This window comes from Methylorubrum sp. Q1, assembly GCF_004683995.1.
Classification (GTDB): domain Bacteria; phylum Pseudomonadota; class Alphaproteobacteria; order Rhizobiales; family Beijerinckiaceae; genus Methylobacterium.
The window spans coordinates 22,189-43,810 of record NZ_SRHQ01000030.1 but is presented as its reverse complement, the minus strand read 5'-3'; the positions used below and the strand labels follow the sequence as shown (position 1 = coordinate 43,810).

General features: G+C 67.0%; 18 protein-coding genes, 2 tRNA genes and 2 pseudogenes. 14 read left to right on the top strand and 8 right to left on the bottom strand.

The window, feature by feature from the left end; genetic code table 11:
- The first annotated feature begins 316 nt into the window (after positions 1–316).
- A complete protein-coding gene (locus tag E4V01_RS22280) occupies positions 317–1,336 on the top strand; it encodes a zinc-binding alcohol dehydrogenase family protein (protein ID WP_135299866.1) in 1,020 nt (339 codons plus the stop codon).
- A gap of 72 nt (positions 1,337–1,408) precedes the next feature.
- Here E4V01_RS22280 and E4V01_RS26740 read toward each other — a convergent pair.
- The 3 genes and pseudogenes from E4V01_RS26740 to E4V01_RS22265 form a co-directional block, all read right to left on the bottom strand.
- Positions 1,409–1,701 (bottom strand): annotated as a pseudogene (locus tag E4V01_RS26740) (hypothetical protein); the annotation flags it as partial.
- A 286-nt stretch (positions 1,702–1,987) separates the two neighbouring features.
- Positions 1,988–2,413: a hypothetical protein gene (locus E4V01_RS22270; RefSeq protein ID WP_193763278.1), complete on the bottom strand. Its 426-nt coding sequence runs from the start codon at positions 2,411–2,413 to the stop codon at positions 1,988–1,990.
- 40 nt (positions 2,414–2,453) lie between these two features.
- Positions 2,454–2,738, bottom strand: a pseudogene (locus E4V01_RS22265) (IS3 family transposase); the annotation flags it as partial.
- A gap of 47 nt (positions 2,739–2,785) precedes the next feature.
- On the opposite strand from E4V01_RS22265, the gene E4V01_RS25850 reads away from it, so the two are divergent.
- The gene (locus E4V01_RS25850) at positions 2,786–3,121 is read left to right on the top strand and encodes a hypothetical protein (protein WP_193763279.1); all 336 of its coding nucleotides are present in this window, start codon (positions 2,786–2,788) and stop codon (positions 3,119–3,121) included.
- Positions 3,122–3,341: 220 nt separating this feature from the next.
- On the opposite strand, the gene E4V01_RS22260 is transcribed toward E4V01_RS25850, so the two are convergent.
- Positions 3,342–3,431: transfer RNA gene (locus tag E4V01_RS22260), tRNA-Ser, on the bottom strand.
- Between the two features lie 132 nt (positions 3,432–3,563).
- Between E4V01_RS22260 and E4V01_RS22255 the strand changes: the two genes are divergently transcribed.
- The 8 genes from E4V01_RS22255 (at position 3,564) to E4V01_RS22220 (ending at position 13,729) form a co-directional block, all read left to right on the top strand.
- On the top strand, positions 3,564–4,877 hold the full coding sequence (locus tag E4V01_RS22255; RefSeq protein WP_135299877.1) for a replication-associated recombination protein A: 1,314 nt from the start codon (positions 3,564–3,566) through the stop codon (positions 4,875–4,877).
- A gap of 35 nt (positions 4,878–4,912) precedes the next feature.
- Complete coding sequence (locus tag E4V01_RS22250) at positions 4,913–6,406, top strand: carboxypeptidase M32 (protein WP_135299865.1); 1,494 nt, start codon at positions 4,913–4,915, stop codon at positions 6,404–6,406.
- 107 nt (positions 6,407–6,513) lie between these two features.
- Complete coding sequence (locus E4V01_RS22245; protein ID WP_135299864.1) at positions 6,514–7,761, top strand: Hsp70 family protein; 1,248 nt, start codon at positions 6,514–6,516, stop codon at positions 7,759–7,761.
- 227 nt (positions 7,762–7,988) lie between these two features.
- Positions 7,989–9,410, top strand: a complete 1,422-nt coding sequence (locus E4V01_RS22240; RefSeq protein WP_135299863.1) for an RluA family pseudouridine synthase — start codon at positions 7,989–7,991, stop codon at positions 9,408–9,410.
- Positions 9,411–10,034: 624 nt separating this feature from the next.
- Positions 10,035–10,736 (top strand): HAD-IA family hydrolase, encoded by a 702-nt coding sequence (locus tag E4V01_RS22230; RefSeq protein ID WP_135299876.1) that lies wholly within the window; start codon positions 10,035–10,037, stop codon positions 10,734–10,736.
- 60 nt (positions 10,737–10,796) lie between these two features.
- Positions 10,797–11,600 carry an ATP12 family chaperone protein gene (locus E4V01_RS22225; protein WP_135299861.1) on the top strand — a complete coding sequence of 268 codons (804 nt, stop codon included), beginning with the start codon at positions 10,797–10,799 and terminating at the stop codon, positions 11,598–11,600.
- Between the two features lie 173 nt (positions 11,601–11,773).
- Complete coding sequence (locus E4V01_RS25845) at positions 11,774–11,911, top strand: hypothetical protein (protein ID WP_193763277.1); 138 nt, start codon at positions 11,774–11,776, stop codon at positions 11,909–11,911.
- Between the two features lie 285 nt (positions 11,912–12,196).
- Complete coding sequence (locus E4V01_RS22220; protein WP_003597263.1) at positions 12,197–13,729, top strand: acyl-CoA carboxylase subunit beta; 1,533 nt, start codon at positions 12,197–12,199, stop codon at positions 13,727–13,729.
- Between the two features lie 61 nt (positions 13,730–13,790).
- On the opposite strand, the gene E4V01_RS22215 is transcribed toward E4V01_RS22220, so the two are convergent.
- Together E4V01_RS22215 and E4V01_RS22210 are read right to left on the bottom strand one after the other, a co-directional pair.
- Positions 13,791–14,345: a TerB family tellurite resistance protein gene (locus E4V01_RS22215; RefSeq protein ID WP_135299860.1), complete on the bottom strand. Its 555-nt coding sequence runs from the start codon at positions 14,343–14,345 to the stop codon at positions 13,791–13,793.
- Between the two features lie 138 nt (positions 14,346–14,483).
- Positions 14,484–14,558 (bottom strand) — tRNA-Val (locus E4V01_RS22210).
- Positions 14,559–14,781: 223 nt separating this feature from the next.
- Between E4V01_RS22210 and E4V01_RS22205 the strand changes: the two genes are divergently transcribed.
- The 4 genes from E4V01_RS22205 to E4V01_RS22190 all read left to right on the top strand — a co-directional run bounded on the left by E4V01_RS22205 (position 14,782) and on the right by E4V01_RS22190 (position 18,237).
- Complete coding sequence (locus E4V01_RS22205; protein WP_135299859.1) at positions 14,782–15,429, top strand: TetR/AcrR family transcriptional regulator; 648 nt, start codon at positions 14,782–14,784, stop codon at positions 15,427–15,429.
- Positions 15,430–15,462: 33 nt separating this feature from the next.
- Complete coding sequence (gene ilvC / locus E4V01_RS22200; protein WP_003597269.1) at positions 15,463–16,482, top strand: ketol-acid reductoisomerase; 1,020 nt, start codon at positions 15,463–15,465, stop codon at positions 16,480–16,482.
- A gap of 165 nt (positions 16,483–16,647) precedes the next feature.
- Positions 16,648–17,301: a pyridoxamine 5'-phosphate oxidase family protein gene (locus E4V01_RS22195; protein ID WP_135299858.1), complete on the top strand. Its 654-nt coding sequence runs from the start codon at positions 16,648–16,650 to the stop codon at positions 17,299–17,301.
- 63 nt (positions 17,302–17,364) lie between these two features.
- Positions 17,365–18,237: a class I SAM-dependent methyltransferase gene (locus E4V01_RS22190; protein ID WP_245517648.1), complete on the top strand. Its 873-nt coding sequence runs from the start codon at positions 17,365–17,367 to the stop codon at positions 18,235–18,237.
- A 70-nt stretch (positions 18,238–18,307) separates the two neighbouring features.
- Here the strand turns inward: E4V01_RS22190 and ccrA are convergent, their stop codons facing one another.
- Positions 18,308–19,606: a crotonyl-CoA carboxylase/reductase gene (gene ccrA, locus E4V01_RS22185; protein ID WP_135299857.1), complete on the bottom strand. Its 1,299-nt coding sequence runs from the start codon at positions 19,604–19,606 to the stop codon at positions 18,308–18,310.
- A gap of 180 nt (positions 19,607–19,786) precedes the next feature.
- Positions 19,787–21,259 carry a catalase gene (locus E4V01_RS22180; RefSeq protein ID WP_135299856.1) on the bottom strand — a complete coding sequence of 491 codons (1,473 nt, stop codon included), beginning with the start codon at positions 21,257–21,259 and terminating at the stop codon, positions 19,787–19,789.
- Positions 21,260–21,622 lie beyond the last annotated feature (363 nt).

Below are 21,622 nucleotides of genomic sequence, written 5' to 3'. Positions count from 1 at the left end.
CGCCGGACACCGAGAATTTCTCGGGGCTCCATGGAGGCCCGGATGTCGCGACGTCGTCTAGTCCAGGCCCCGACGGAGGGTGCCGGTTGCCGGTCCGGAAGCGACATACCCCACCGGAACTGATGCATGTCAGGGCCGCGATGACCCGTCTTGTGGTCCTGTGCGGAAGGGCCGCTCCTCCGGTCTTCATCAACCGAAATCGGCATGATGGCCCGTTCGACGACCAGCATGTCGCGCACGCCATCCACTCCGTGTGCTCCAGGCCGAAGCTTGCGCTACAGGCGGTAGATGGCGGAGCCGAATATCCGAGAAGACCATGCGTGCTGTCACCTACACTGAAGGCTCATCGATCGACGCGCCGGGTGCGCTCGTGGACACGACCTTCCCCGATCCTGCCCCCACCGGCCGCGACTTGCTGGTGCGGGTGCAGGCCGTCTCGGTGAACCCGATCGACACCAAGGTTCGGCAGGGCGCCTACAAGCAGGGATGCGAGCCCAAGATCCTCGGCTGGGATGCCGCCGGGACCGTGATCTCCGTCGGCCCCGAAGCGCGCCTGTTCAAGCCGGGCGATACGGTGTTCTATGCCGGCGCCCTCGACAGGCCGGGCAGCAACGCGGAGCTGCAATGCGTCGACGAGCGCCTCGTCGGGCCCAAGCCTGACAGTCTGGATTTCGCCGCCGCCGCGGCACTCCCGCTGACAGCGGTGACCGCTTGGGAGATGCTGTTCGACCGGCTTGAGGTGGCGAGGCCCGTGCCCGGCGCGGCGCCCGCGATCCTGATCGTCGGCGGCGCAGGTGGCGTCGGCTCGATCGCCATCCAACTCGCCCGGCAACTCACCGATCTCACCGTGATCGCCACCGCCTCGCGCACCGAGACCGCGCAATGGTGCCGGGATCTCGGGGCTCACCACGTCGTCGATCATAAAAGGCCGCTGGCCGACGAGGTGGCCGCGGTGGGTCTGGGGGCGCCGAGCTTCGTGTTCTCGACGACGGGTACGGGTGCTCATCTCCCGGAGATCGTCGAACTCCTCGCTCCGCAGGGACGCCTCGGACCGATCGACGACCCCGCGATTTTGGACGTGATGCCGCTCAAGCCCAAGAGCCTGTCGCTGCACTGGGAACTGATGTTCACGCGCTCGCTGTTCCAGACTGCCGACATGGAACGCCAGCACGCGATCCTTACGGAGGTGTCCCAGTTGATCGACGCCGGGCGGCTCCGCACGACACTCGCCGAGTCGTTCGGCCTGATCGCTGCCGCGAACTTCGCTCGTGCTCACGCGCTGATCGAGAGCGGGCGGGCGAAGGGCAAGCTGGTTCTCGAAGGGTTCGGGGACTGAGCTCCAGACAGGCGAGCCAGATGTGCGATCCTGCCGTGTGGTGGTGTGACTGATGCAGCATTGAGGGACGCGCTATGAGCCAGGTTCTTCACGGCAGCACTGCGACGACTGAGGCCGTGTTGAAGGTCGAGCGGAGAATGACCGCCATGGTGTACGTGCGCGGACGAGGGCGTTAAGTGTTATTAGGAGTTTTCGCATCACGGCTACGAGGGCGACCTTCTTCGGCCGGCCTCGCTGGGGCGGCCGCTCATAGAAGGGTCGGAAGGGGGAGCCGCCTCGGATCGCGGTCAGAGCGGCCATGTCGAGCATGCCCCGCACCGACCTCGTCCACCCGCAATGGATCGTCGGCCTCGCATCAGACCGGTCCAAAGCCAGCCGGCCAGGTCAGTGACATTCGGGCTCTACGCCTTGGTGCAGCGTCGAACCGAGAGCGCAGGGTGCGGAAACTGGCCGCGCTTACGTTCGTTTTGGTGGACAGCTCGCTTAGAAGCAGATCTTCCGCTATCGGCCAAACTCCGTCACGCCGGATCGCCATCGCCCGCAAGAGCGGACGTTCGGCTTGGCGCCCATCGCCGCCTTTCGGAAGACTCGGCCGGGTTCTCCAAAGCGGACGTCAAACTCCAAGGTTCCGCCACCCTGATGCATAGCGCCTCATCGCGAGCAGCGCTGGTAGCCGACCCCTGTCGTATCCTGATCATTGTAGTAGCGCTTTAGGACCGTACTTCCAGGCGCCATCAGAACCCTGACCTCGTTACCAGCCACGGCATCCGTGCAGTCGAGGAGAAGAAGTTGGCGGTCCCCAGATGGCCGGACCGATTTGATCTGGCACGATGCCATCGGGGTTCTCAGGCGCTTGCCGGCGACGATGAAGGCCGGCGCGAAGATATTGACCGGCTTCTTGAACGCCGTCGCCTTTCCGTCAGAGGCATAGACATCCGAGCAGTCGCGTCCCTCCAAGACCCAGGCGCCCTGGTAACCCGCCAGACCAGCTTGAGCCGCCCACGCATCCGGCGCTTCGGCCAAGAGAGCGAGGCCCAGCCCGAGCGCGGCAAATCCCGTGACACGCGGGGTTCTCATCGAGACCCTCTGGCCTGCTGCCGGTTTGGTGGACACCGTCCTAAGCTAATTGGGCTCGGTTTTCGAACTCGACAGGGCTGAGGTAACCCAAGGTCGAGTGCCGCCGCGCCGGGTTGTAGAAGCGCTCGATGTCATCGAACACGTCGGCCCGAGCTTCATCCCGCGTCCGGTAGGTCCGCCGGGCGGTGCGCTCGGTCTTCAGCGACGAGAAGAAGCTCTCCATCGCCGCGTTGTCCCAGACGTTGCCCGACCGGCTCATCGAGCAGGTCACGCCGTGCTCGGCCATCAGGCGCTGGAAGGCTTCACTCGTGTATTGCGATCCCTGGAACGCCGCCGGTCTGCGTCTGGTCCGGTACGCTGCTGCGTCTCGACGTGCTCGATATTGACGATCCGCTGCCGTGGTCGGCGTGGCCATTCGGTGACTTATGGAACCTGTTTCCGGCCTCGCGCAGGGTCAACCAGCACGAAAAACGCGACCGGTTACCCTCGGCTGCGGCGCTGGCCCGGGCGCGCGAGCCGATCCTAACTTGGTGGCGTGAGGCTTGGGACACCGACGTGGCGCTGAGCGACCGCTTCTGGGCCGAGGCTCGGGCAGCGTTGCCGATAGCAGCAAACACCTCGTCCGAAGCGGCGTTCTCTGGGCAGGAATGGCGTCGCCTGCGTGTCAGTCAGGATCAGCAGCCGCCGGAATGGGGAGGTCGTACCTGATCGCGCCCGTGAGTGTATGAGGCTCCATGGCAGCCTATGCACAATAAGCGCCACCTTGCGTGGCTTTCGCGTTTTGCCTTTCGCGCACGCGAGGCCGCATTGTCCATCATCTTCCGGTATGAACCGATGCAAGCCGCGTCAAAATGAGGGTTGAAACGTGGACTGCATCGACTGATCGTCACTAAAAAGCTATGCAAAACAACAATATAGCTTAACGAACTGGCGGAGAGGGGGGGATTCGAACCCCCGATGGGCTTGCACCCATGCCGCATTTCGAGTGCGGTGCATTCAACCGCTCTGCCACCTCTCCGCAGAGGTGTCGTATCGACGGGATGCGCCCTAGCACGGGGCGGGCGGGCCCACAAGCCGGCTTTGCAGAGGATGCGGGACTTCGCCGGTTGGGGCCTTGCGGACCGATGGGCCCGCGGTGTTCATGCCACGCATGTCCGACCTGTTCGTTTCCGCCGGTCTTGAGACGGGTGCGCCCCGGCCGCTCGCGGATCGTCTGCGCCCGCGCCGCCTCGCCGAGGTCGTGGGGCAGGAGCATCTCACCGGGCCGGACGGGGCGCTGACGCGTCTGCTCGCCTCGCGCAGCCTCGGCTCGCTCGTGTTCTGGGGGCCACCCGGCACCGGCAAGACCACCGTGGCCCGGCTCCTCGCGCACGAGACCGCCCTGCATTTCGAGCAGATCTCGGCGATCTTCTCCGGCATCGCCGATCTGCGAAAGGTGTTCGAGGCGGCACGCAAGCGGCGTGCGACGGGCCAGGGCACCCTCCTGTTCGTCGATGAGATCCATCGCTTCAACCGCGCACAGCTCGATGCCTTCCTGCCGGTGATGGAGGATGGAACCGTCACGCTCGTCGGCGCGACGACGGAGAACCCGTCCTTCGAACTGAATGCCGCCCTGTTGTCGCGCGCGCGGGTGCTGCTGTTTCGTGCATTGGACGCGCCCGCGCTTGCCCGGCTGCTGGCCCGGGCCGAGGAGATGGACGGCCAGCCGCTGCCCCTCGAAGAAGAGGCGCGCGCGGCGCTGATCCGCATGGCGGACGGCGATGGGCGCGCCGCGCTGACGCTGGCGGAAGAGGTGTGGCGCTCGGCTCGACCTGGCGAGATCCTCGACGCGGAGACGCTTCAGACCCTCGTGCAGCGCCGGGCTCCGATCTACGACAAGGCGCAGGAGGGGCACTACAACCTCATCTCCGCGCTGCATAAGACGGTACGCGGATCGGATCCCGACGCGGCCCTGTACTATCTCTGCCGCATGCTGGATGCGGGCGAGGACCGATTGTTCATCGCCCGGCGCCTCGTGCGGATGGCGGTGGAGGATATCGGATTGGCCGACCCGCAGGCCCTGGTCGTGGCGAACGCGGCCAAGGACGCCTTCGACTTCCTCGGCTCGCCCGAGGGCGAACTCGCGCTGGCGCAGGTCACCGTCTATCTCGCCTGCGCACCGAAATCGAACGCGGTCTACACGGCCTACAAGGCGGCCACGCGGGTGGCGAAGGCTGCCGGCTCGCTCGCGCCGCCGCGCACCATCCTCAACGCCCCCACTGGGCTGATGCGGCGGATTGGTTACGGTGAGGGTTACCGCTACGATCATGACGAGCCCGACGCCTTCTCGGGCCAGGATTATTGGCCGGAAGCGCTCGGGCGCCAGCACTTTTACGAGCCGACCGACCGGGGCATGGAAACCCGCTACCGGGAGCGGCTGGCCTACTGGGAACGGCTGCGGCAGGCGCGCCGCGGCGACGATTGAGCGTCAGGGACGACACCGAGGGATCTCGACCGATCATGCAGGCTTACGCGACGCTCACCGCCACCTTCGCCCGCCTCGGTGCGCTGGAGGATGCGAGCGGCATCCTCGGCTGGGACACGCAGACCCAGATGCCGGACGGCGCCTCCGACACCCGCGGCGAGCAACTGGCCGTGTTGAGCGTGCTCGCCCACGAGATCCTCACCGACCCGCGCAACGCCGAGCGGTTCGACGCAGCGGAGGCGGAGGGTCGCCTCGGCGAATGGGAGCGGGCCAACCTGCGCGAGATGCGCCGGGCCTATGCCCACGCGGCGGCGGTGCCGGGCGATTTGGTCGAGGCGGCCTCAAAAGCGGCGACGCGCTGCGAGATGGTCTGGCGCGAGGCGCGGCGCGATTCGGATTTCGCGCGGCTGCGTCCGCATCTCGAAGAGGTGCTGCGGCTGCGACGCCACGTCGGCGAGGCGAAGGGGGCGGCGCTCGGCCTCGCGCCCTACGACGCGCTGCTGGACGGATACGACCCCGGCATGCGGCGGGCACGCATCGATCCGATCTTCGCGGAGTTGCGCGCCGTCCTGCCGGATCTCGTCGTCGCAGTGCGCGAACGGCAGGCGGCCGGCGCCCCTCCCCTTCCGCTGCCGGGCCCCTTTCCGGTGGCGGTCCAGCGGGAGATCGGCCTGCGGCTGATGCGGGCCGCCGGGTTCGATTTCGCGCGCGGGCGCCTCGATATCAGCCTGCACCCGTTCTGCGGTGGTGCCACCGACGACGTGCGCATCACCACCCGCTACGACGAGGCAAGCGCCACCGGGGCGCTGATGGGCGTGCTGCACGAGACCGGTCATGCGCTCTACGAACAGGGCCGCCCGCCCGCATGGCGCCACCAGCCGGTGGGGCAGGCCCGCGGCATGAGCCTGCACGAGAGCCAATCGCTGCTCGTCGAGATGCAGGCCTGCCGCTCGGCCGAGTTCTGCGCCTTCCTTGCGCCGACCCTGCGCGAGGCGTTCGCCGGCGAAGGGCCGGCCTGGGAGGCGGAGAACCTGCACCGTCTCTACACCCGCGTCGAGCCGGGCTTCATCCGGGTGGATGCCGACGAGGTGACCTACCCGGCTCACATCCTGCTGCGATACCGCCTGGAGACGGCGATGATCGCGGGCGACCTCGCCGTGGCCGACCTGCCGGGTGCCTTCAACGACGGCATGAAGGAATTGCTGGGGCTCATCGTGCCCGACGACCGGAACGGCTGCCTTCAGGACATCCACTGGCCGGGCGGCAGCTTCGGCTATTTCCCGACCTATACCCTCGGCGCGCTGGCCGCAGCGCAACTCTTCAAGGCCGCCTGCGCCGCCCATCCCGGCATCCGCCCGGCGCTCGTCGAAGGAGACTTCACGCAGTTGCGCGGCTGGTTGCGGGAGAACGTCCACGCCCGCGCGAGCTTGATGGAAACCGACGAGCTGCTGACCGCCGCGACCGGAAAGCCCCTCGGGGCGGACGATTTCCTGGCGCATCTGCGCAGCCGCTATCTCGGGGCAGCGTAGGATCGGGTCGAGCGAGATCGCAGGGCAGTCGCTTCGGGGATTGCACTCTGCGGCCGGGGGCCGTAACGGAGCCGCCCTCCCCTTCAGAATCCAAGCGATCCGGTCCCATGGCGGCCTGCGGCCTCGATTTCGGCACGTCCAACACCACCCTCGGGATCGGCACGGGCGCCCGCCCGACCCTGGTGCCGCTGGAGGGGACGCACCGCACCCTGCCGAGCGCGATCTTCTTCGCACCCGGCCAGGAGGCGCAAATCGGGCGAGGGGCGATCGAGGCCTATGTCGAGGGCACGCCCGGCCGGCTGATGCGGGCGCTCAAGTCCGTGCTCGGCTCCCCCCTAATCGAGGAGACCACGCCGGTCGGGCGCGAGCGCATCCGCTTCCGCGACGTCATCGCCCGCTATCTCACCCTGGTTAAGGCGCGCGGCGAGGCGGAAGCCGGCGTCGAACTCGACACCGTGGTGCATGGGCGCCCGGTCCATTTCGTCGACAACGATCCGGCCGCCGACCGCAAGGCGGAAGACACGCTGCGGCGGATCGCCGAGAGCATCGGCTTCCGCCACGTTCGCTTCCAGTACGAGCCGATCGCGGCCGCGCTCGATTACGAGCGCACGGTGACGTCGGAGGAGATCGCGCTGATCGCCGATATCGGCGGCGGCACTTCGGACTTTTCCATCGTCCGGCTCTCGCCCGAGCGGCATCGGCGCGACGAGCGGGCCGAAGACATTCTGGCCAATGACGGCATCCGCATCGGCGGCACCGATTTCGACCGGAACCTGAGCCTCGGCGCGGTGATGCCGCTCCTCGGGCTCGGGAGCCCGATGAAGCGTGCGGACCTCGCGGTGCCGAACGCCTATTTCCACGACCTCGCCACATGGTCGAGCATCAACCGGCTCTATAATCCCAAGACCCTGCGCGAGATCGACGAGGTGGTGCGCGATGCCGCCCGGCCGGAACTCGTGACCCGTCTGCGCACCGTCGTCGAAGCGGAGCGCGGGCATTCCCTCGCCATGGCGGTGGAGGGCGCCAAGATCGCCGCCTCCGATGCGGGGGCCGGCACGGTCGATCTCGAATGGGTCGAATCGGGCCTCGCGGCGGATGTCGATCGGGCACGGCTGGCCGGACATACCGATGACCTCGCGCGTCGCATGGCGCAGCGGATCGGCCGCTGCCTCAATCAGGCCGGGCTGACGGCCGATCGGATCGACGCGCTGTTCCTCACCGGCGGCTCGACCGGCTTGCCGCATGTGCGCGCGGCGCTGACCGCCTGCGTGCCGGGCGCGCGGGTGGTCGATGGCGACACGTTCGGTTCGGTCGGCCTCGGCCTCACCCTGGAGGCGGCGCGGTTGGCGGCCTGAGACACCGGTTCGGCGCCACTCGCCCTCCTGCTGCCCCCACTTTCGAGAGCGGCTTTCGCAGGGTGTGCAGACGGTCGGATCGATCCCGGCCGTTCACCGACGAGTGGAAGTGGTACCGGTGGCCAGGGCTCGCCGCCTCTGCGCGCCGAGGGATCGTTGGCAAGGATTCTGCCACGCAACCGGCCGCAGCGCTTTGCGCCGTCATCTCAGGGTGATAGCAGCGGCACATGAAGGGACGTCCACCACATCGCGGGTCCGGCGCAAAACGCGGACCCAGCGGGTTCGCGCCGCGTGCCGGCACGGGGCCGCGCACCTCCGCCAAAGACGCGGCGCAGCGCGCCGCCCGCAACCGCGGCGAGGACGCCGCCGAACGCTCGCCCTGGGATGACGGCGCGGCGGGAGAGGGCGCACCGCGCCCGAAGCGCGTGCCCGAAGCCGCCGCATCGAAGCCGGATGCGCCGCGCGCTCGCGCCAAAGCGCCGTCTGCCAAGCCCCCCTCTCCCAAGTCATCCTTCGCAAAGCCATCTTTCGCAAAGTCATCCGTGGCCAAGCCCGACCCGGCCAAGCCTGACCTGGCCAAGGCGCCGCCCGCGGAGGCCCTGGCCGGCCCGACGCGCCGCGAACAGCGGGCTGCGGCCTCGGCGACGCTGGCGAGCGGCGTGCAGACGCTGACCGTGGACCCCGACGAGGCGGGGATGCGCATCGACCGCTTTCTCGGCGCGCGCTTTCCGCAGCTTCCCTTCACCCGCGTGCAGAGCATCGTCCGCAAGGGCGAGCTGCGGGTCGATGGCAAGCGCGCCAAGCCGAGCGACCGGCTGGAGCCGGGTTCGAGCGTGCGGGTGCCGCCGCTCAAGCTGGACCAGCCGACCGAAAGGCCGCGCAGCGCCGCCAAGATCGACGGGGACGCCGAGTTCCTGCGTTCGCTGATCCTCTACGAGGATGCGGACATGATGATCCTCAACAAGCCGTTCGGCCTCGCGGTGCAAGGCGGCTCGGGCACGGTGCGCCACGTCGACGGCCTGCTGGAGGCACTGACCGGGCCGGACGGGCAGCGCCCACGCCTCGTCCACCGCCTCGACAAGGACACGGCGGGCTGCCTGATCGTCGCCAAGACGCGTCTGGCGGCCGCGACTTTGGCTAAAAGCTTCCGCTCCCGCGCCGCGCGCAAGATCTACTGGGCGCTGGTGGCGGGCGTGCCCCGCACCCGCCAGGGCCGGGTCTCAACCTATCTCGTCAAGGACGAGCCGACCGATGCCGATGCGCGGATGCGCGTCGCCAAACACGGCGACGAGGGCGCCAGCCACGCGCTCACCTACTACGCCACGGTCGATCAGGCGGCGCAGAAGCTGGCATGGCTGTCGCTGAAACCCGTCACCGGGCGGACGCACCAGTTGCGGGCCCACGCTGCGCATATCGGCCACCCGATCGTCGGCGACCCGAAATATTTCGACGTGGAGAATTGGGAGCTGCCCGGCGGCATTCAGAACCGCCTGCACCTTCTCGCCCGCCGCATCGTGATCCCGCATCCGCGCACCGGCCAGCCGGTCGATGTCAGCGCCCCGCTGCCGCCGCACATGGCGCAGAGCTGGAACCTGCTCGGATTCGATGCCGCCCGCTACGACCCGATCGTCGAAGCGCCGGAAGCCTGAAACGATCCGAGGCGCTTCACGAAAGCGAGGAGCGCCTTGGAACACGGGCCTGTTGCCATAACTCTTGCTTCGTCAGTCCGCCGCGTGGACGAGGACACCGCGAGGTGCTTCTATCGGCACCGCGTTCAGACCCGGATCCCGTTGCCGAAGTTCGAATCGACGGGCTGAGGCAAGGGGGCCCCGCCGGGACTGTTGAAGCCCTTTGCCTGCCACGGGCCGATACAACGAGGTTCAGGATCGCATGAGGCCCGTCACCCTGTTGTCCGTCGCGTTGGCCGGCCTACTCTGCGCCGCTGCGCCGGCTGGTGCGGCACCTCCCGCCGATGGCGCACTGGGGCAACCCCAAGGACAATCGCCGGGGCAGCCCCAAGGCGCATCCGACAAGGCGGCTCCTCCCCCGGCTCAGGCGGCACCGGCGGCGCGCCCTCCGGGCCAGGGCATGCGGGCCTCGGAGCGCCGACGCCGCATCTCCTACGCCGCGTGCAACCGCGAATCGCACCGCCGCAGGCTGTCCGGCGGCGTCCGCCGACGCTTCCTCGTTCGCTGCCGCCTCGGTTACGAGCGGCGCCCGGCCTCGCAGCCGGCGCCCGCTCGCAGGCCATGAGCCGACGGGGCGCTCCGGCCGTGCTCAAGCTGATCGTCTTCGATGTCGACGGCACCCTCATCGACAGCCAGCACCTGATCGTGGAGGCGCAGCACCGCGCCTTCTCCGAGCATGGCCTGGTCGCGCCCCCGCGCAAGGAGGCGCTGTCCGTCGTCGGGCTGTCCCTGCCCGAAGCGTTCCGTCGCCTCGTCGGCGAGGCCGGGCCGATCGAATCGCTCTCGCACAGCTATCGCAAGGCGTTCCAGGCGCTGCGGATCGATCCCGACTATGAGGAGCCGCTGTTTCCGGGAATGGCCGAGTTGGTCGAGCGCCTGCACCGCCGCGACGACATCCAGCTCGGCATCGCGACCGGCAAGTCGCGCCGGGGCGTCGATCATCTCGTGGACAAGTATGGCTGGGAGCGCTGGTTCGCCACGATCCAGACCGCCGACGACGCCCCCTCCAAGCCCGATCCGGCCATGCTGCTTCAGGCCATGGCCGAGACCGGCGCCGAACCGTCGATGACCGTGATGATCGGCGACACGACCTTCGATATGATGATGGCCAGGAGCGCGAGCGTGGCCGCCATCGGCGTCGGCTGGGGCTACCATACCCCCGGCGCCCTGTTCAGCGCGGGTGCGGTCACGGTCGTCGATTCGGCTGCGACCTTGAGCGACCTGTTCTCCGGCCCCCTGGACGGTTCGCAGCCCGGCCCGGTGACGGAACGGCTCGCGACCCAATAGGCGCATCCTCCGCCGCGCCGGAGACTCGCGCGAGGCGACGAGAAATCCTATCTGCGGACCATGAGCACTTCAGGCGACGACGTCACCCGTGATTGGCTGGCCGAACCCGGCGAGGACGGAAAGCCCGACCGCGTCCAGGCCTCTCGCGCCGGGACGGGGCCGACGCTGCCGAAGCGCTTCTACGCGCAGGCCGGCCTCGCGGAGACCGAGGGCGGCTTCCGCCTCGTCCTCGACGGGCGCGGTGCCAACACACCGGGCCGCCGGCCGCTGATGGTGCCCGATCGGGTGCTGGGCGACGCGCTCGCGGCGGAATGGGAGGCGCAAGTGGCGGTGATCGACCCGCGCACCATGCCGCTGACCCGCCTCGTCAACACCACGATCGACGGCGTGGTCGAGCGCCGCGCCGCGGTCGCGGAGGATCTCGCCGCCTTTGCCAGCACCGATCTCGTGGCCTACCGGGCCGGCTCGCCCGAACGCCTCGTCGCCGTTCAGGCGGAGGCCTGGGACCCGCTCGTGGCTTGGGTGGCCGAGACGCTCGGCGCGCGGCTTTTCCTCGCCGAGGGGGTGATGCATGTCGAGCAGCCGGAGGGTTCGGTCGCCGCGTTGCGCGCCGCGATCGAGGCGGTGGACGACCCGTTCCGCCTCGCGGCCCTCCACACACTCACGACACTGACCGGCTCGCTCGTGATCGCGCTCGCCGTTCTGCACGGCCGTCTGAGCGCGGACGACGCTTGGGCGGCGGCACATGTGGACGAGACCTATCAAGCGAGCGTCTGGGGGCGCGACGCGGAGGCCGAAGCGCGCCTCGCCCACCGCCGTGCGGAATTCGAGACCGCGGCGATGGTGGCGCAGCGACCCAATTGAGTGGCCGCGAGCATACGAATCATGCGGTAGCGATCACTGATAAGGCACGATGCCTCTTCTTCGATCGATGATAATAACCTGCCGTTATCAAGTCGAAGTGTAACTTCGGCGCACTATCGGGTTGGCCTGTTCCTGCTCCATTTTTGGCATCGTCCAACTCTTGGAGACGAACCGTGACGACCCTTCGACTCAACACCCGGCGGATCGCCCTTGCCACCATCACGGCCGTGCTTACCCTGAGCGCCGCCGCCTGCGCGACCAAACCCCCGCCCGCACCGGTCGAGCCAGCGCCGCTGATCAAGAAGGGCTGAGGACGCGCGTTCGTCCGTAGCGAATGTCTGAGCGCGCGCGGCCCCAGCCTTCGGGCCGGGGCCATCATCTCAACCGCGAAGCACGCGGATTGGCCGCGGTCGAGCATCGGCCCGAACGGTGACCACCGGCGTTCGGAAGAAAGGACGATGCTCTCGCCGCGTCGCCGGCCGTTTCCGAGGGCGGGAACGCGTGCTAAGGGCGATCGATCGATGCAAGGTCAAGCTCTTACGCTTTGATCTGTATTCAAAAAACGATTTCGATCCCCAGGGAGTCTCGCCAGCACCATGAAGGACATTCTCGAGAAGCTTGAGGAGCGTCGCGCACAGGCCCGTCTCGGCGGCGGGGAAAAGCGGCTCGAGGCGCAGCACAAGCGCGGCAAGCTCACGGCGCGCGAGCGCATCGAACTCCTGCTCGACCATGGGTCGTTCGAGGAGTTCGACATGTTCGTGCAGCACCGCTCCACCGATTTCGGCATGGAGAAGCAGAAGATCCCCGGCGACGGCGTCGTCACCGGCTGGGGCACCGTGAACGGGCGCACCGTCTTCCTGTTCTCGAAGGACTTCACGGTGTTCGGCGGCTCGCTCTCCGAGGCGCACGCGGCCAAGATCGTCAAGGTTCAGGATATGGCGCTGAAGATGCGCGCGCCGATCATCGGCATCTTCGATGCCGGCGGCGCCCGCATCCAAGAGGGCGTGGCGGCGCTCGGCGGCTACGGCGAGGTGTTCCGCCGCAACGTCGCGGCGTCCGGCGTGATCCCGCAGATCTCGGTCATCATGGGGCCGTGCGCGGGCGGCGACGTCTACTCGCCGGCCATGACCGACTTCATCTTCATGGTGCGCGATACCAGCTACATGTTCGTGACCGGCCCCGACGTGGTGAAGACCGTCACCAACGAGGTCGTGACCGCCGAGGAACTCGGTGGCGCCAAGGTCCACACCTCGAAGTCCTCGATCGCCGACGGTTCGTTCGAGAACGATGTCGAGGCGATCCTCCAGATCCGCCGGTTGCTCGACTTCCTGCCCGCCAACAACATCGAGGGCGTGCCGGAGATCGAGAGCTTCGACGACGTCAACCGCCTCGACAAGTCGCTCGACACGCTGATCCCAGACAACCCGAACAAGCCCTACGACATGGGCGAACTGATCCGCCGCGTCGTGGACGAGGGCGACTTCTTCGAGATCCAGGCGGCCTATGCCCGCAACATCATCACCGGCTTCGGCCGCGTCGAGGGCCGCACCGTCGGTTTCGTCGCCAACCAGCCGCTTGTGCTGGCCGGCGTGCTCGATTCGGACGCCTCCCGCAAGGCGGCCCGCTTCGTGCGCTTCTGCAACGCCTTCTCGATCCCGATCGTCACCTTCGTCGACGTGCCGGGCTTCCTGCCGGGCACGGCGCAGGAATATGGCGGCCTGATCAAGCACGGCGCCAAGCTGCTCTTCGCCTACAGCCAGGCGACGGTGCCGCTCGTGACCATCATCACCCGCAAGGCCTTCGGCGGCGCCTACGACGTCATGGCCTCCAAGCATGTCGGCGCCGACCTGAACTACGCGTGGCCGACGGCGCAGATCGCGGTGATGGGCGCCAAGGGAGCGGTCGAGATCATCTTCCGCGCCGAGATCGGCGATGCGGACAAGATCGCCGAGCGGACGAAGGAATATGAGGACCGCTTCCTCTCGCCCTTCGTGGCAGCCGAGCGCGGCTACATCGACGAAGTGATCATGCCCCACTCCACCCGCAAGCGGATCGCCCGGGCGCTCGGGATGCTGCGCACCAAGGAGATGGAGCAGCCCTGGAAGAAGCACGACAACATCCCGCTCTGACAGCGGGATCCACGGCGGGCCGTCCTTCGGGGCGGCCTTTTTTATTCGAGGGGCGTCCGGTCTATCCGAAGTTGCCGGCGCGGCTTGTCGCCAATTCCGGCTTGCCGGCGATCAGCCGACGCTTGAGCCGCGTCAGTGCCTCGCGCTGCAGCTCGCTCGGAGCGGAATGGGCGGAGGCGACCTTCGTCAGCATGTCGACGAGTTGCATCCGCTCCTCGCCCGTCAGCTTTTCGCGAAACAGCGGCAGCAGCGGGTCGGCGACGAGTGAGAACGGGAGGCGCTCCTGCGTGTAGCGCCACGCCCGCTCGAAGGTTGCGGAGATCGTCTGGATCTCCAGCGGCTTTTCCATGAGTTCGAGGATGCGGCTCTTCTCGGACGCCGTGATCGGGCTGCCGGTCCGCACGATCTGGATCATCAGGATGACGGCTGCGAGCCGCACGTCGTTCACCCGCTGCAACGGTGTCCCGACGAAATTCGCGAAGGCCGACTTCGCCTTGTGCTGAAGTCCCTTGGTGTCCTGATCGATTTCTTTGAGCTGCTTGACCGCGTAATGGGCCCGCAGAAGCCAGATCAAAACGCTGACGATGACGGCGGTGAAAATGATGAGGATCGGCAACAGGCGGTCTCCGCAAACTCATAAATGATGCGAATCGCCGCGTAACCCACCACGCAGACGTGCACGCGTCAAATGCCTGCCGATGGCGGCATGGACGCTGTTTGTGAAGAGAACGACCGATGTATCGTGGAGGGGCGGTGGTGGGCGCGACAGGGATCGAACCTGTGACCCTTCGCGTGTGAAGCGAATGCTCTCCCGCTGAGCTACGCACCCAAGCACCCAGCGTGCCGCCGCGGGTGGGCGGCACGGGCGTCGCTGTGGCGACGGAGGGCCGTATACGCCGAGGCCGGGCGCTCGGCAAGCGGGTTCCGCAAGGCGGCGACAGAAACGTGACCGTGAGAGGGTGAGGACGATGTCACCCACCCCGCTTGTCCCAGGCGGCCGGGTCGGCTAGACGAGCGTACCGTACGGTACGGTACTGCTTAGCAACCGGATCATGCAGGCGAGCCCCTTCATCACCGACGAGCTTTCGGCCGAAACACCCACCCCGCGCCAGCAGGCAGTGCTGGATGCCGCGTTGGCGCTGATGGTCGATGGACGTGATCCGCTCACCATGGACGCGGTGGCGCGCCGGGCGAGCTGCTCGAAAGAGACGCTCTATCGCTGGTTCGGCGACCGTGACGGCCTGCTCACCGCGACCGTGCGCTGGCAGGCCTCGCGCGTCCATGCCGGCCGCTACGTCGTGAGCGGGCTGGATGCCGTCGCCTTGCGCAAGAATCTCCTCGATTTCGCCGAGAGCTGGCTCGCGGTCATTGCCAGCCCGACCTCGGTCGCGCTCAACCGCATCGCCATCGCCGATGCGGGGTCCCGCAAGAGCAATCTGGGCGGCATCGTGCTGGCCAACGGCCGCTTCGCCATCGGCGAGCGGGTGAAGCCGGTGTTGGAGGCGGGCCGCGCGGCCGGACTTCTCGCCTTCGATGACAGCGAGGCGGCCTTCCGGACCTTCTTTGGTCTGGTCGGCCGCGATATCCAGATCCGACTTCTTCTCGGCGACGCGCTCGATCTCGACGCCGCCGGGATCCGGAGCGACGCGGCCCGTGCCGTCGAGCAGTTCCTGGCCCTTTACGGCCGGGCGAAACCCTGAACCGAAACCACTCACACGAGAGAGGACACCACCATGCGCGTCTATTACGATCGCGATGCCGACCTGAACCTGATCAAGGGCAAGAACGTCGTCATCGTCGGCTACGGCTCCCAGGGCCATGCCCATGCGCTGAACCTGCGCGATTCGGGCGTCAAGGACATCGTCATCGCGCTGCGCGAAGGCTCCGCCACCGCCAAGAAGGCCGAGCACGAGGGCTTCAAGGTGATGAACGTCGCCGACGCCGCCAAGTGGGGCGACGTGGTGATGATGCTCACCCCGGACGAGCTGCAGGGCGACATCTACAAGGAGTCGCTGGAGCCGAACATGAAGCAGGGCGCCGCGCTCCTGTTCGCCCACGGCCTCAACGTGCACTTCAACCTGATCGAGCCCCGCAAGGACCTCGACGTGCTCATGGTCGCCCCGAAGGGCCCCGGCCACACGGTGCGCGGCGAGTACCTCAAGGGCGGCGGCGTGCCGACCCTGATCGCCATCGCCCAGGACGCCTCGGGCAACGCCCACGACCTCGGCCTCTCCTACGCCTCGGCCAATGGCGGCGGCCGCGCCGGCATCATCGAGACGACCTTCAAGGAAGAGTGCGAGACCGACCTGTTCGGTGAGCAGGCCGTGCTCTGCGGCGGCCTCGTCGAGCTGATCAAGGCCGGTTTCGAGACGCTGGTCGAGGCGGGATACGCCCCCGAGATGGCCTATTTCGAGTGTCTGCACGAAGTGAAGCTGATCGTCGACCTCATCTACGAGGGCGGCATCGCCAACATGAACTACTCGATCTCGAACACCGCCGAGTACGGCGAGTACGTCACCGGCCCGCGCATCGTCACGCCCGAGACCAAGGCCGAGATGAAGCGCGTCCTCAACGACATCCAGTCGGGCATCTTCACCCGCAACTGGATGCTGGAGAACAAGGTCGGCCAGACCTCGTTCAAGGCCACCCGCGCCAAGCTCGCCGCCCACCCGATCGAGGAAGTCGGCGCCAAGCTCCGCGGCATGATGCCCTGGATCTCCGAGAAGGCCTTGGTCGACAAGACCAAGAACTGACCTTTCCGGACTCGGAGACCGGGCTGCCCCGGCCTCCGCCACGATGACGAAGGCCGGTTCGCGCGAGCGTGACCGGCCTTTTTCGCGGCCCCGTTTGCGGCATTGGATCTTTGCCTTAAACGCTCCCCGAGGAGGCCCGAGCAACGGGCCCCGGAGGAGACGCAGATGGCATCACTCTACTCGGAGGCGCACCGCGCCCTCCAGGAGGAATTCGGCACCACCAAGCTCGCCGTGCGCCTCGACGAGGATTGGGTGCACGAGACGATCCAACCCGACGAGGCCGCCTTCATCGCCTCGCGCGATATGTTCTTCCTCTCGACCGTCGATCCCGACGGCATGCCGACCGTTTCCTACAAGGGCGGCCCGACCGGCTTCGTGAAGGTGGTCGACGGCTCGACGCTGGTCTTCCCCGGCTTCGACGGCAACGGGATGTTCTACTCGATGGGCAACATCGCGGGGCAGGCCAAGATCGGCCTCCTGTTCATCGACTTCGAGACGCCGCACCGCATCCGGGTTCAGGGTCACGCCTCGCTGCTGCGCAACGATCCGCTGATGGCCGAGTACACGGAGGCGAAGTATCTCGTGCGGATCGATGTGACAAAAATCTGGATCAACTGCCCGCGCTACATCCATAAGTACAAAAAGCTCGAGCAGAACAAGTATGTCCCCCGCCCCGGCCGCGAGACGCCGCTCGCGGCCTGGAAGCGGCTCGACCTCGCCGGTGACGTCATCAGCGACGAGGACAAGGCGCGCGTCGCCAAGGAAGGCCGGCTCGAAGTCCCCGAATATGAGGCCCTCGTCGCCCGCGGCGAGGCCTGAGCCCGACCAGCGTCCTCTCTCGCGTTCGTTCGACCCGGCCGGCTTTACGAGCTGCGCCGGGTCGTGCTTCGTGCGCGCGACCTCGAACAGCACGACGGGCCGCATCTCGGCATGACGCTTCTCAAACGAACGCTGCACAATCATCCGCAGATCAAGCGCGCACTCAAGTCCGTCGCCAAATCGGCCGGCTTGTTTCGCGACAGCCCGGCCAATGATTTCTATCGCGATCTGGCCGAGGTGAAGACGCGGGGCGACGACGCCTTCTCGAAGCTGTTCTACGGCTATGACGGCGACCACCTGATCAACAAGTGGAACCACTTCCTGCCGATCTACAGCCGGCTGTTCGCGCCCTTCCGCGACGGCAGGCCGGACGGCCGACCGCTGCGCTTTCTCGAGATCGGCGTCTACGAGGGAGGCTCCCTCGACCTCTGGCGTCGCTTCTTCGGACCGAGCGCCATCCTCTACGGCATCGATGTCGATCCGCGCTGCGCGGTGTTCGACGGTCACGCCGCGCAGGTCCGTATCGGCTCGCAGGCCGACCCCGTCTTCCTTCGGTCCGTGGTCGAGGAGATGGGCGGCGTCGATGTCGTCCTGGACGACGGCAGCCACGTCGCGAGCCACCAACGCGTCACCTTCGAGACGCTGTTTCCGCTCCTGGCGCAGGACGGTCTCTACGTCGCTGAAGACCTGCACACATCGTACTGGCGTGACTACGAGGGCGGCTATCGCCGCCGGGGCACGTTCCTCGAGATGACCAAGGCATTCATCGACGACATGCACGCCTGGTATCACGACCGGAGCGCGCAGGAGATCGGCCGGAGCATCGGCGCGATCCACGTCTACGACAGCATCGTCGCCTTCGAGAAGGGCGGCGGCGAACGACCGTTCCACACCACGATCGGCACACCGCAACGACCGATCGACCGGGTGCGCTGACGCGTCGAAACGAGAACGCCCGCGCCTCCAAGCGGAAGCGCGGGCGTTCCTTTCGGTCGGATCGAACGGCTTACATCGCCTTGAGCGGACCGGCCTCGATCACGTCCTCGACCGTGCGCAGACCCGCGCGCGTCGCGTTGACGAGCACCGCCATGTTGCCCGGCGGGTGCTGGTTCTTCCACATCTTGGTGTGCGCCGCCGGGATCTTGTCCCAGGGGAACACCTCGCTCATGCAGGGATCGACCCGCCGGTCCATCACGAACTGGTTGGCGGCGGAGGCCTGCTTGAGGTGGGCGAAGTGCGAGCCCTGAATGCGCTTCTGCCGCATCCAGACGTAGCGGGCGTCGAAGGTGATGTTGAAGCCTGTGGTGCCGGCGCAGAACACGATCATGCCGCCGCGCTTGGCCACCAGAGTCGAGACCGGGAAGGTCTGCTCACCGGGGTGCTCGAACACGATGTCGACGTCGTTGCCCTTGCCGGTGATGTCCCAGATCGCCTTGCCGAACTTCCGGGCTTCCTTGAGCCAGGTGTTGTATTCAGGGCTGTTGACCGTGGGGAGCTGCCCCCAGCAGGCGAAGTCCTTGCGGTTGATGACGCCCTTGGCACCGAGGCTCATCACGTAGTCGCGCTTCGACTCGTCCGAGATCACGGCGATCGCGTTGGCGCCCGAAGCCGCGCAGAGCTGGACGCCGAACACGCCGAGGCCACCGGAGGCGCCCCAGATCAGCACGTTCTGGCCCGGACGAACGGTGTGCGGCGCGTGGCCGAACAGCATGCGGTAGGCGGTGGCCAGCGTCAGCGTGTAGCAGGCCGCCTCCTCCCAGGTCAGGTGCTTGGGGCGGGCCATGAGCTGGCGCGACTGCACCCGGCAGAATTGCGCGAACGAACCGTCGCCGGTCTCGTAACCCCAGATCCGCTGGGTCGGCGAGAACATCGGGTCGCCGCCGTTGCACTCCTCGTCGTCGCCGTCGTCCTGGTTGCAGTGGACGATGACCTCATCGCCGACCTTCCAGCGCTTCACCTTGGCGCCGACCTTCCAGACGATGCCCGACGCGTCCGAGCCGGCGATGTGGTACTCGCCCTTGTGCACGTCGAAGGGCGAGATCGGCTCGCCGAGGCCGGCCCAGACACCGTTGTAGTTCACGCCTGCGGCCATGACGTAGACGAGCACCTCGTCGTCGCCGATCTCCCAAACGGGCAGCACTTCAAGTTGGTGCGACTGTTCCGGCGGCCCGTGGCGCTCGCGGCGGATCGCCCAGGCATACATCTTGGCAGGCACGTGGCCGAGCGGGGGGATCTCGCCGAGCTCGTAAAGGTCCTTGGCTTCCGCCGTCTGCCCGGTCCAGGCCGGTGCTGCGCTTGCAGCCATCGTGGCACTCCCTGTCTATCCTGGCACGCGCGTGACGAACCGCGCGACCTTGGCCGACGCTATAAGCACGATGTTTCCGGCCTTCCAAGTGGCCTAAAAGGCAAGGCTTTGGCACATCCGCACAAAAAAGAGGCACCGACCGAAGCCGATGCCCCTGTATTCAAAATAACGTTGAGATGACTACTCGGCGGCGGCCCTCGCGGTGTCGATGCCTAGCCCTCGCGCGACGCCGCGCCCGAAATCCTCGTGCACCTTGAACCAGTGAGCGATCATCCGCTCCTGAATGTTGCGCGGGCTGTCGCCCATGGAGGTCACGATGTTTTCGACGAGCCGCTTGCGGCCGCCCTCGTCGAGCACCTTGGTCCAGAACAGCTTGGGCTGGCCGTAGAGATCCTCGTCGTCGCCCGGCCATCCGTAGCGGCCGGCATCACCCCGTATCCGCAGCGGCGGCTCGCTGAAGGACGGGTCCTGTTTCGGACCGCCGAAAGAGTTCGGCTCGTAATCGACCTGGGCGCCGTGATTGCCGTCGGTGCGCATGGCGCCGTCGCGGTGATAGGTCTGAACGTCAGCGTTCTTCGCTTGGTTCACGGGGATCTGTTGGTAGTTCACGCCGAGCCGGTAGCGGTGCGCGTCGGCATAGGACAGCACCCGGTTCTGCAGCATCTTGTCCGGCGAGAAGCCGATGCCGGGCACCACGTTCGAGGGCTCGAAGGCGGATTGCTCGATCTCGGCGAAGTAGTTCTCGGGATTGCGGTTCAGCTCCATCTCGCCGATCTCGATCAGCGGATAGTCGCTGTGCGGCCAGACCTTGGTGAGGTCGAACGGATTGATGCGGTAGGTGTCGGCCTCCAGCTCCGGCATGAGCTGGACGGAGACTTTCCATTTCGGGAAGTCGCCCTTCTCGATGGCGTTGGAGAGATCGGCGGAGGAGTAGTCCGGATCCTTGCCCGCCACCTCATCGGCCTCATCGGCCGAGAAGTTCTGGATGCCCTGCTTGGTGTGGAAGTGGAACTTCACCCAGTGGCGCTCGCCCCGGTCGTTCCACAGCGAGAAGGTGTGCGAGCCGTAACCGTTCATGAAGCGCGCCGATTTCGGCGTGCCCCGATCCGAATACAGGAACATGACCTGATGGATCGCCTCCGGCGACAGGCTCCAGAAATCCCAGCGGCGCCAATGCGGCTTGAGGTGGGTGCGCGGATCGCGCTTCTGGGTGCGGATGAAGTCCGAGAACTTGATCGCGTCGCGCACGAAGAAGATCGGCGTGTTGTTGCCGACGAGATCCCAGTTGCCCTCCTCCGTGTAGAACTTGAGGGCGAAGCCGCGCGGGTCGCGCGCGGTGTCGGCCGAACCGGACTCGCCGCCGACGGTCGAGAAGCGGGCGACCATCGGCACGTCCTTGCCGATTTCGGTCAGAACCTTGGCGCGGGTGAACTCGGACAGACTCTTGGTGAGCCGGAACGTGCCGTAGGCGCCGTAGCCCTTGGCGTGCACCACTCGCTCCGGGATCCGCTCCCGGTTGAAGTGGGCCATCTTCTCGATGAGATGGTAGTCTTGCATCAACACCGGGCCGCGCGGGCCGGCGGTGAGCGAATTCTGGTTGTCGGAAATCGGGTTTCCGAAAGCTGTGGTCAGGCGCGGGCCCTGGTCTGCCATCGCATGTTTCTCCTTGTCGATGCCTCTGCGGGCGGGCGTCGCAACCAGCTTTACGCCGTGCGAACGTTGCCGCCCCAACGCGCGAGGCCGAACTTGGAGCCATTCGATTCTGCAACGATACGGAGCATCTGTCGCCGTACGGTCGAGAGATCGCTGCAAATTGAACGGCGCCGAGGGCTCGCATTGTGTCGGGAGCCGGCGGCCCAACGACAAATCCGCTTCACCACCACATCAAGTTTTTCCAGGGCTTGAGGCACGCACCCTCGACCTTTCTCCCAGATGACGCGACGCGGCGGCTTCGCTACGGTGCCGGCCAACGGCCGCGCATCGAGGCGCGCGATCGCATCGGACAGGGAGTCGAGT

What these genes read in the sequence shown, in the direction of transcription:
- E4V01_RS22280 (WP_135299866.1), top strand. Translation starts at nt 317, where the DNA reads ATGCGTGCTGTCACCTACACTGAAGGCTCATCGATCGACGCGCCGGGT.
- E4V01_RS22270 (WP_193763278.1), bottom strand. Translation starts at nt 2,413, where the DNA reads ATGAGAACCCCGCGTGTCACGGGATTTGCCGCGCTCGGGCTGGGCCTC.
- E4V01_RS22255 (WP_135299877.1), top strand. Translation starts at nt 3,564, where the DNA reads ATGTCCGACCTGTTCGTTTCCGCCGGTCTTGAGACGGGTGCGCCCCGG.
- E4V01_RS22250 (WP_135299865.1), top strand. Translation starts at nt 4,913, where the DNA reads ATGCAGGCTTACGCGACGCTCACCGCCACCTTCGCCCGCCTCGGTGCG.
- E4V01_RS22245 (WP_135299864.1), top strand. Translation starts at nt 6,514, where the DNA reads ATGGCGGCCTGCGGCCTCGATTTCGGCACGTCCAACACCACCCTCGGG.
- E4V01_RS22240 (WP_135299863.1), top strand. Translation starts at nt 7,989, where the DNA reads ATGAAGGGACGTCCACCACATCGCGGGTCCGGCGCAAAACGCGGACCC.
- E4V01_RS22225 (WP_135299861.1), top strand. Translation starts at nt 10,797, where the DNA reads ATGAGCACTTCAGGCGACGACGTCACCCGTGATTGGCTGGCCGAACCC.
- E4V01_RS22220 (WP_003597263.1), top strand. Translation starts at nt 12,197, where the DNA reads ATGAAGGACATTCTCGAGAAGCTTGAGGAGCGTCGCGCACAGGCCCGT.
- E4V01_RS22205 (WP_135299859.1), top strand. Translation starts at nt 14,782, where the DNA reads ATGCAGGCGAGCCCCTTCATCACCGACGAGCTTTCGGCCGAAACACCC.
- ilvC (WP_003597269.1), top strand. Translation starts at nt 15,463, where the DNA reads ATGCGCGTCTATTACGATCGCGATGCCGACCTGAACCTGATCAAGGGC.
- E4V01_RS22195 (WP_135299858.1), top strand. Translation starts at nt 16,648, where the DNA reads ATGGCATCACTCTACTCGGAGGCGCACCGCGCCCTCCAGGAGGAATTC.
- ccrA (WP_135299857.1), bottom strand. Translation starts at nt 19,606, where the DNA reads ATGGCTGCAAGCGCAGCACCGGCCTGGACCGGGCAGACGGCGGAAGCC.
- E4V01_RS22180 (WP_135299856.1), bottom strand. Translation starts at nt 21,259, where the DNA reads ATGGCAGACCAGGGCCCGCGCCTGACCACAGCTTTCGGAAACCCGATT.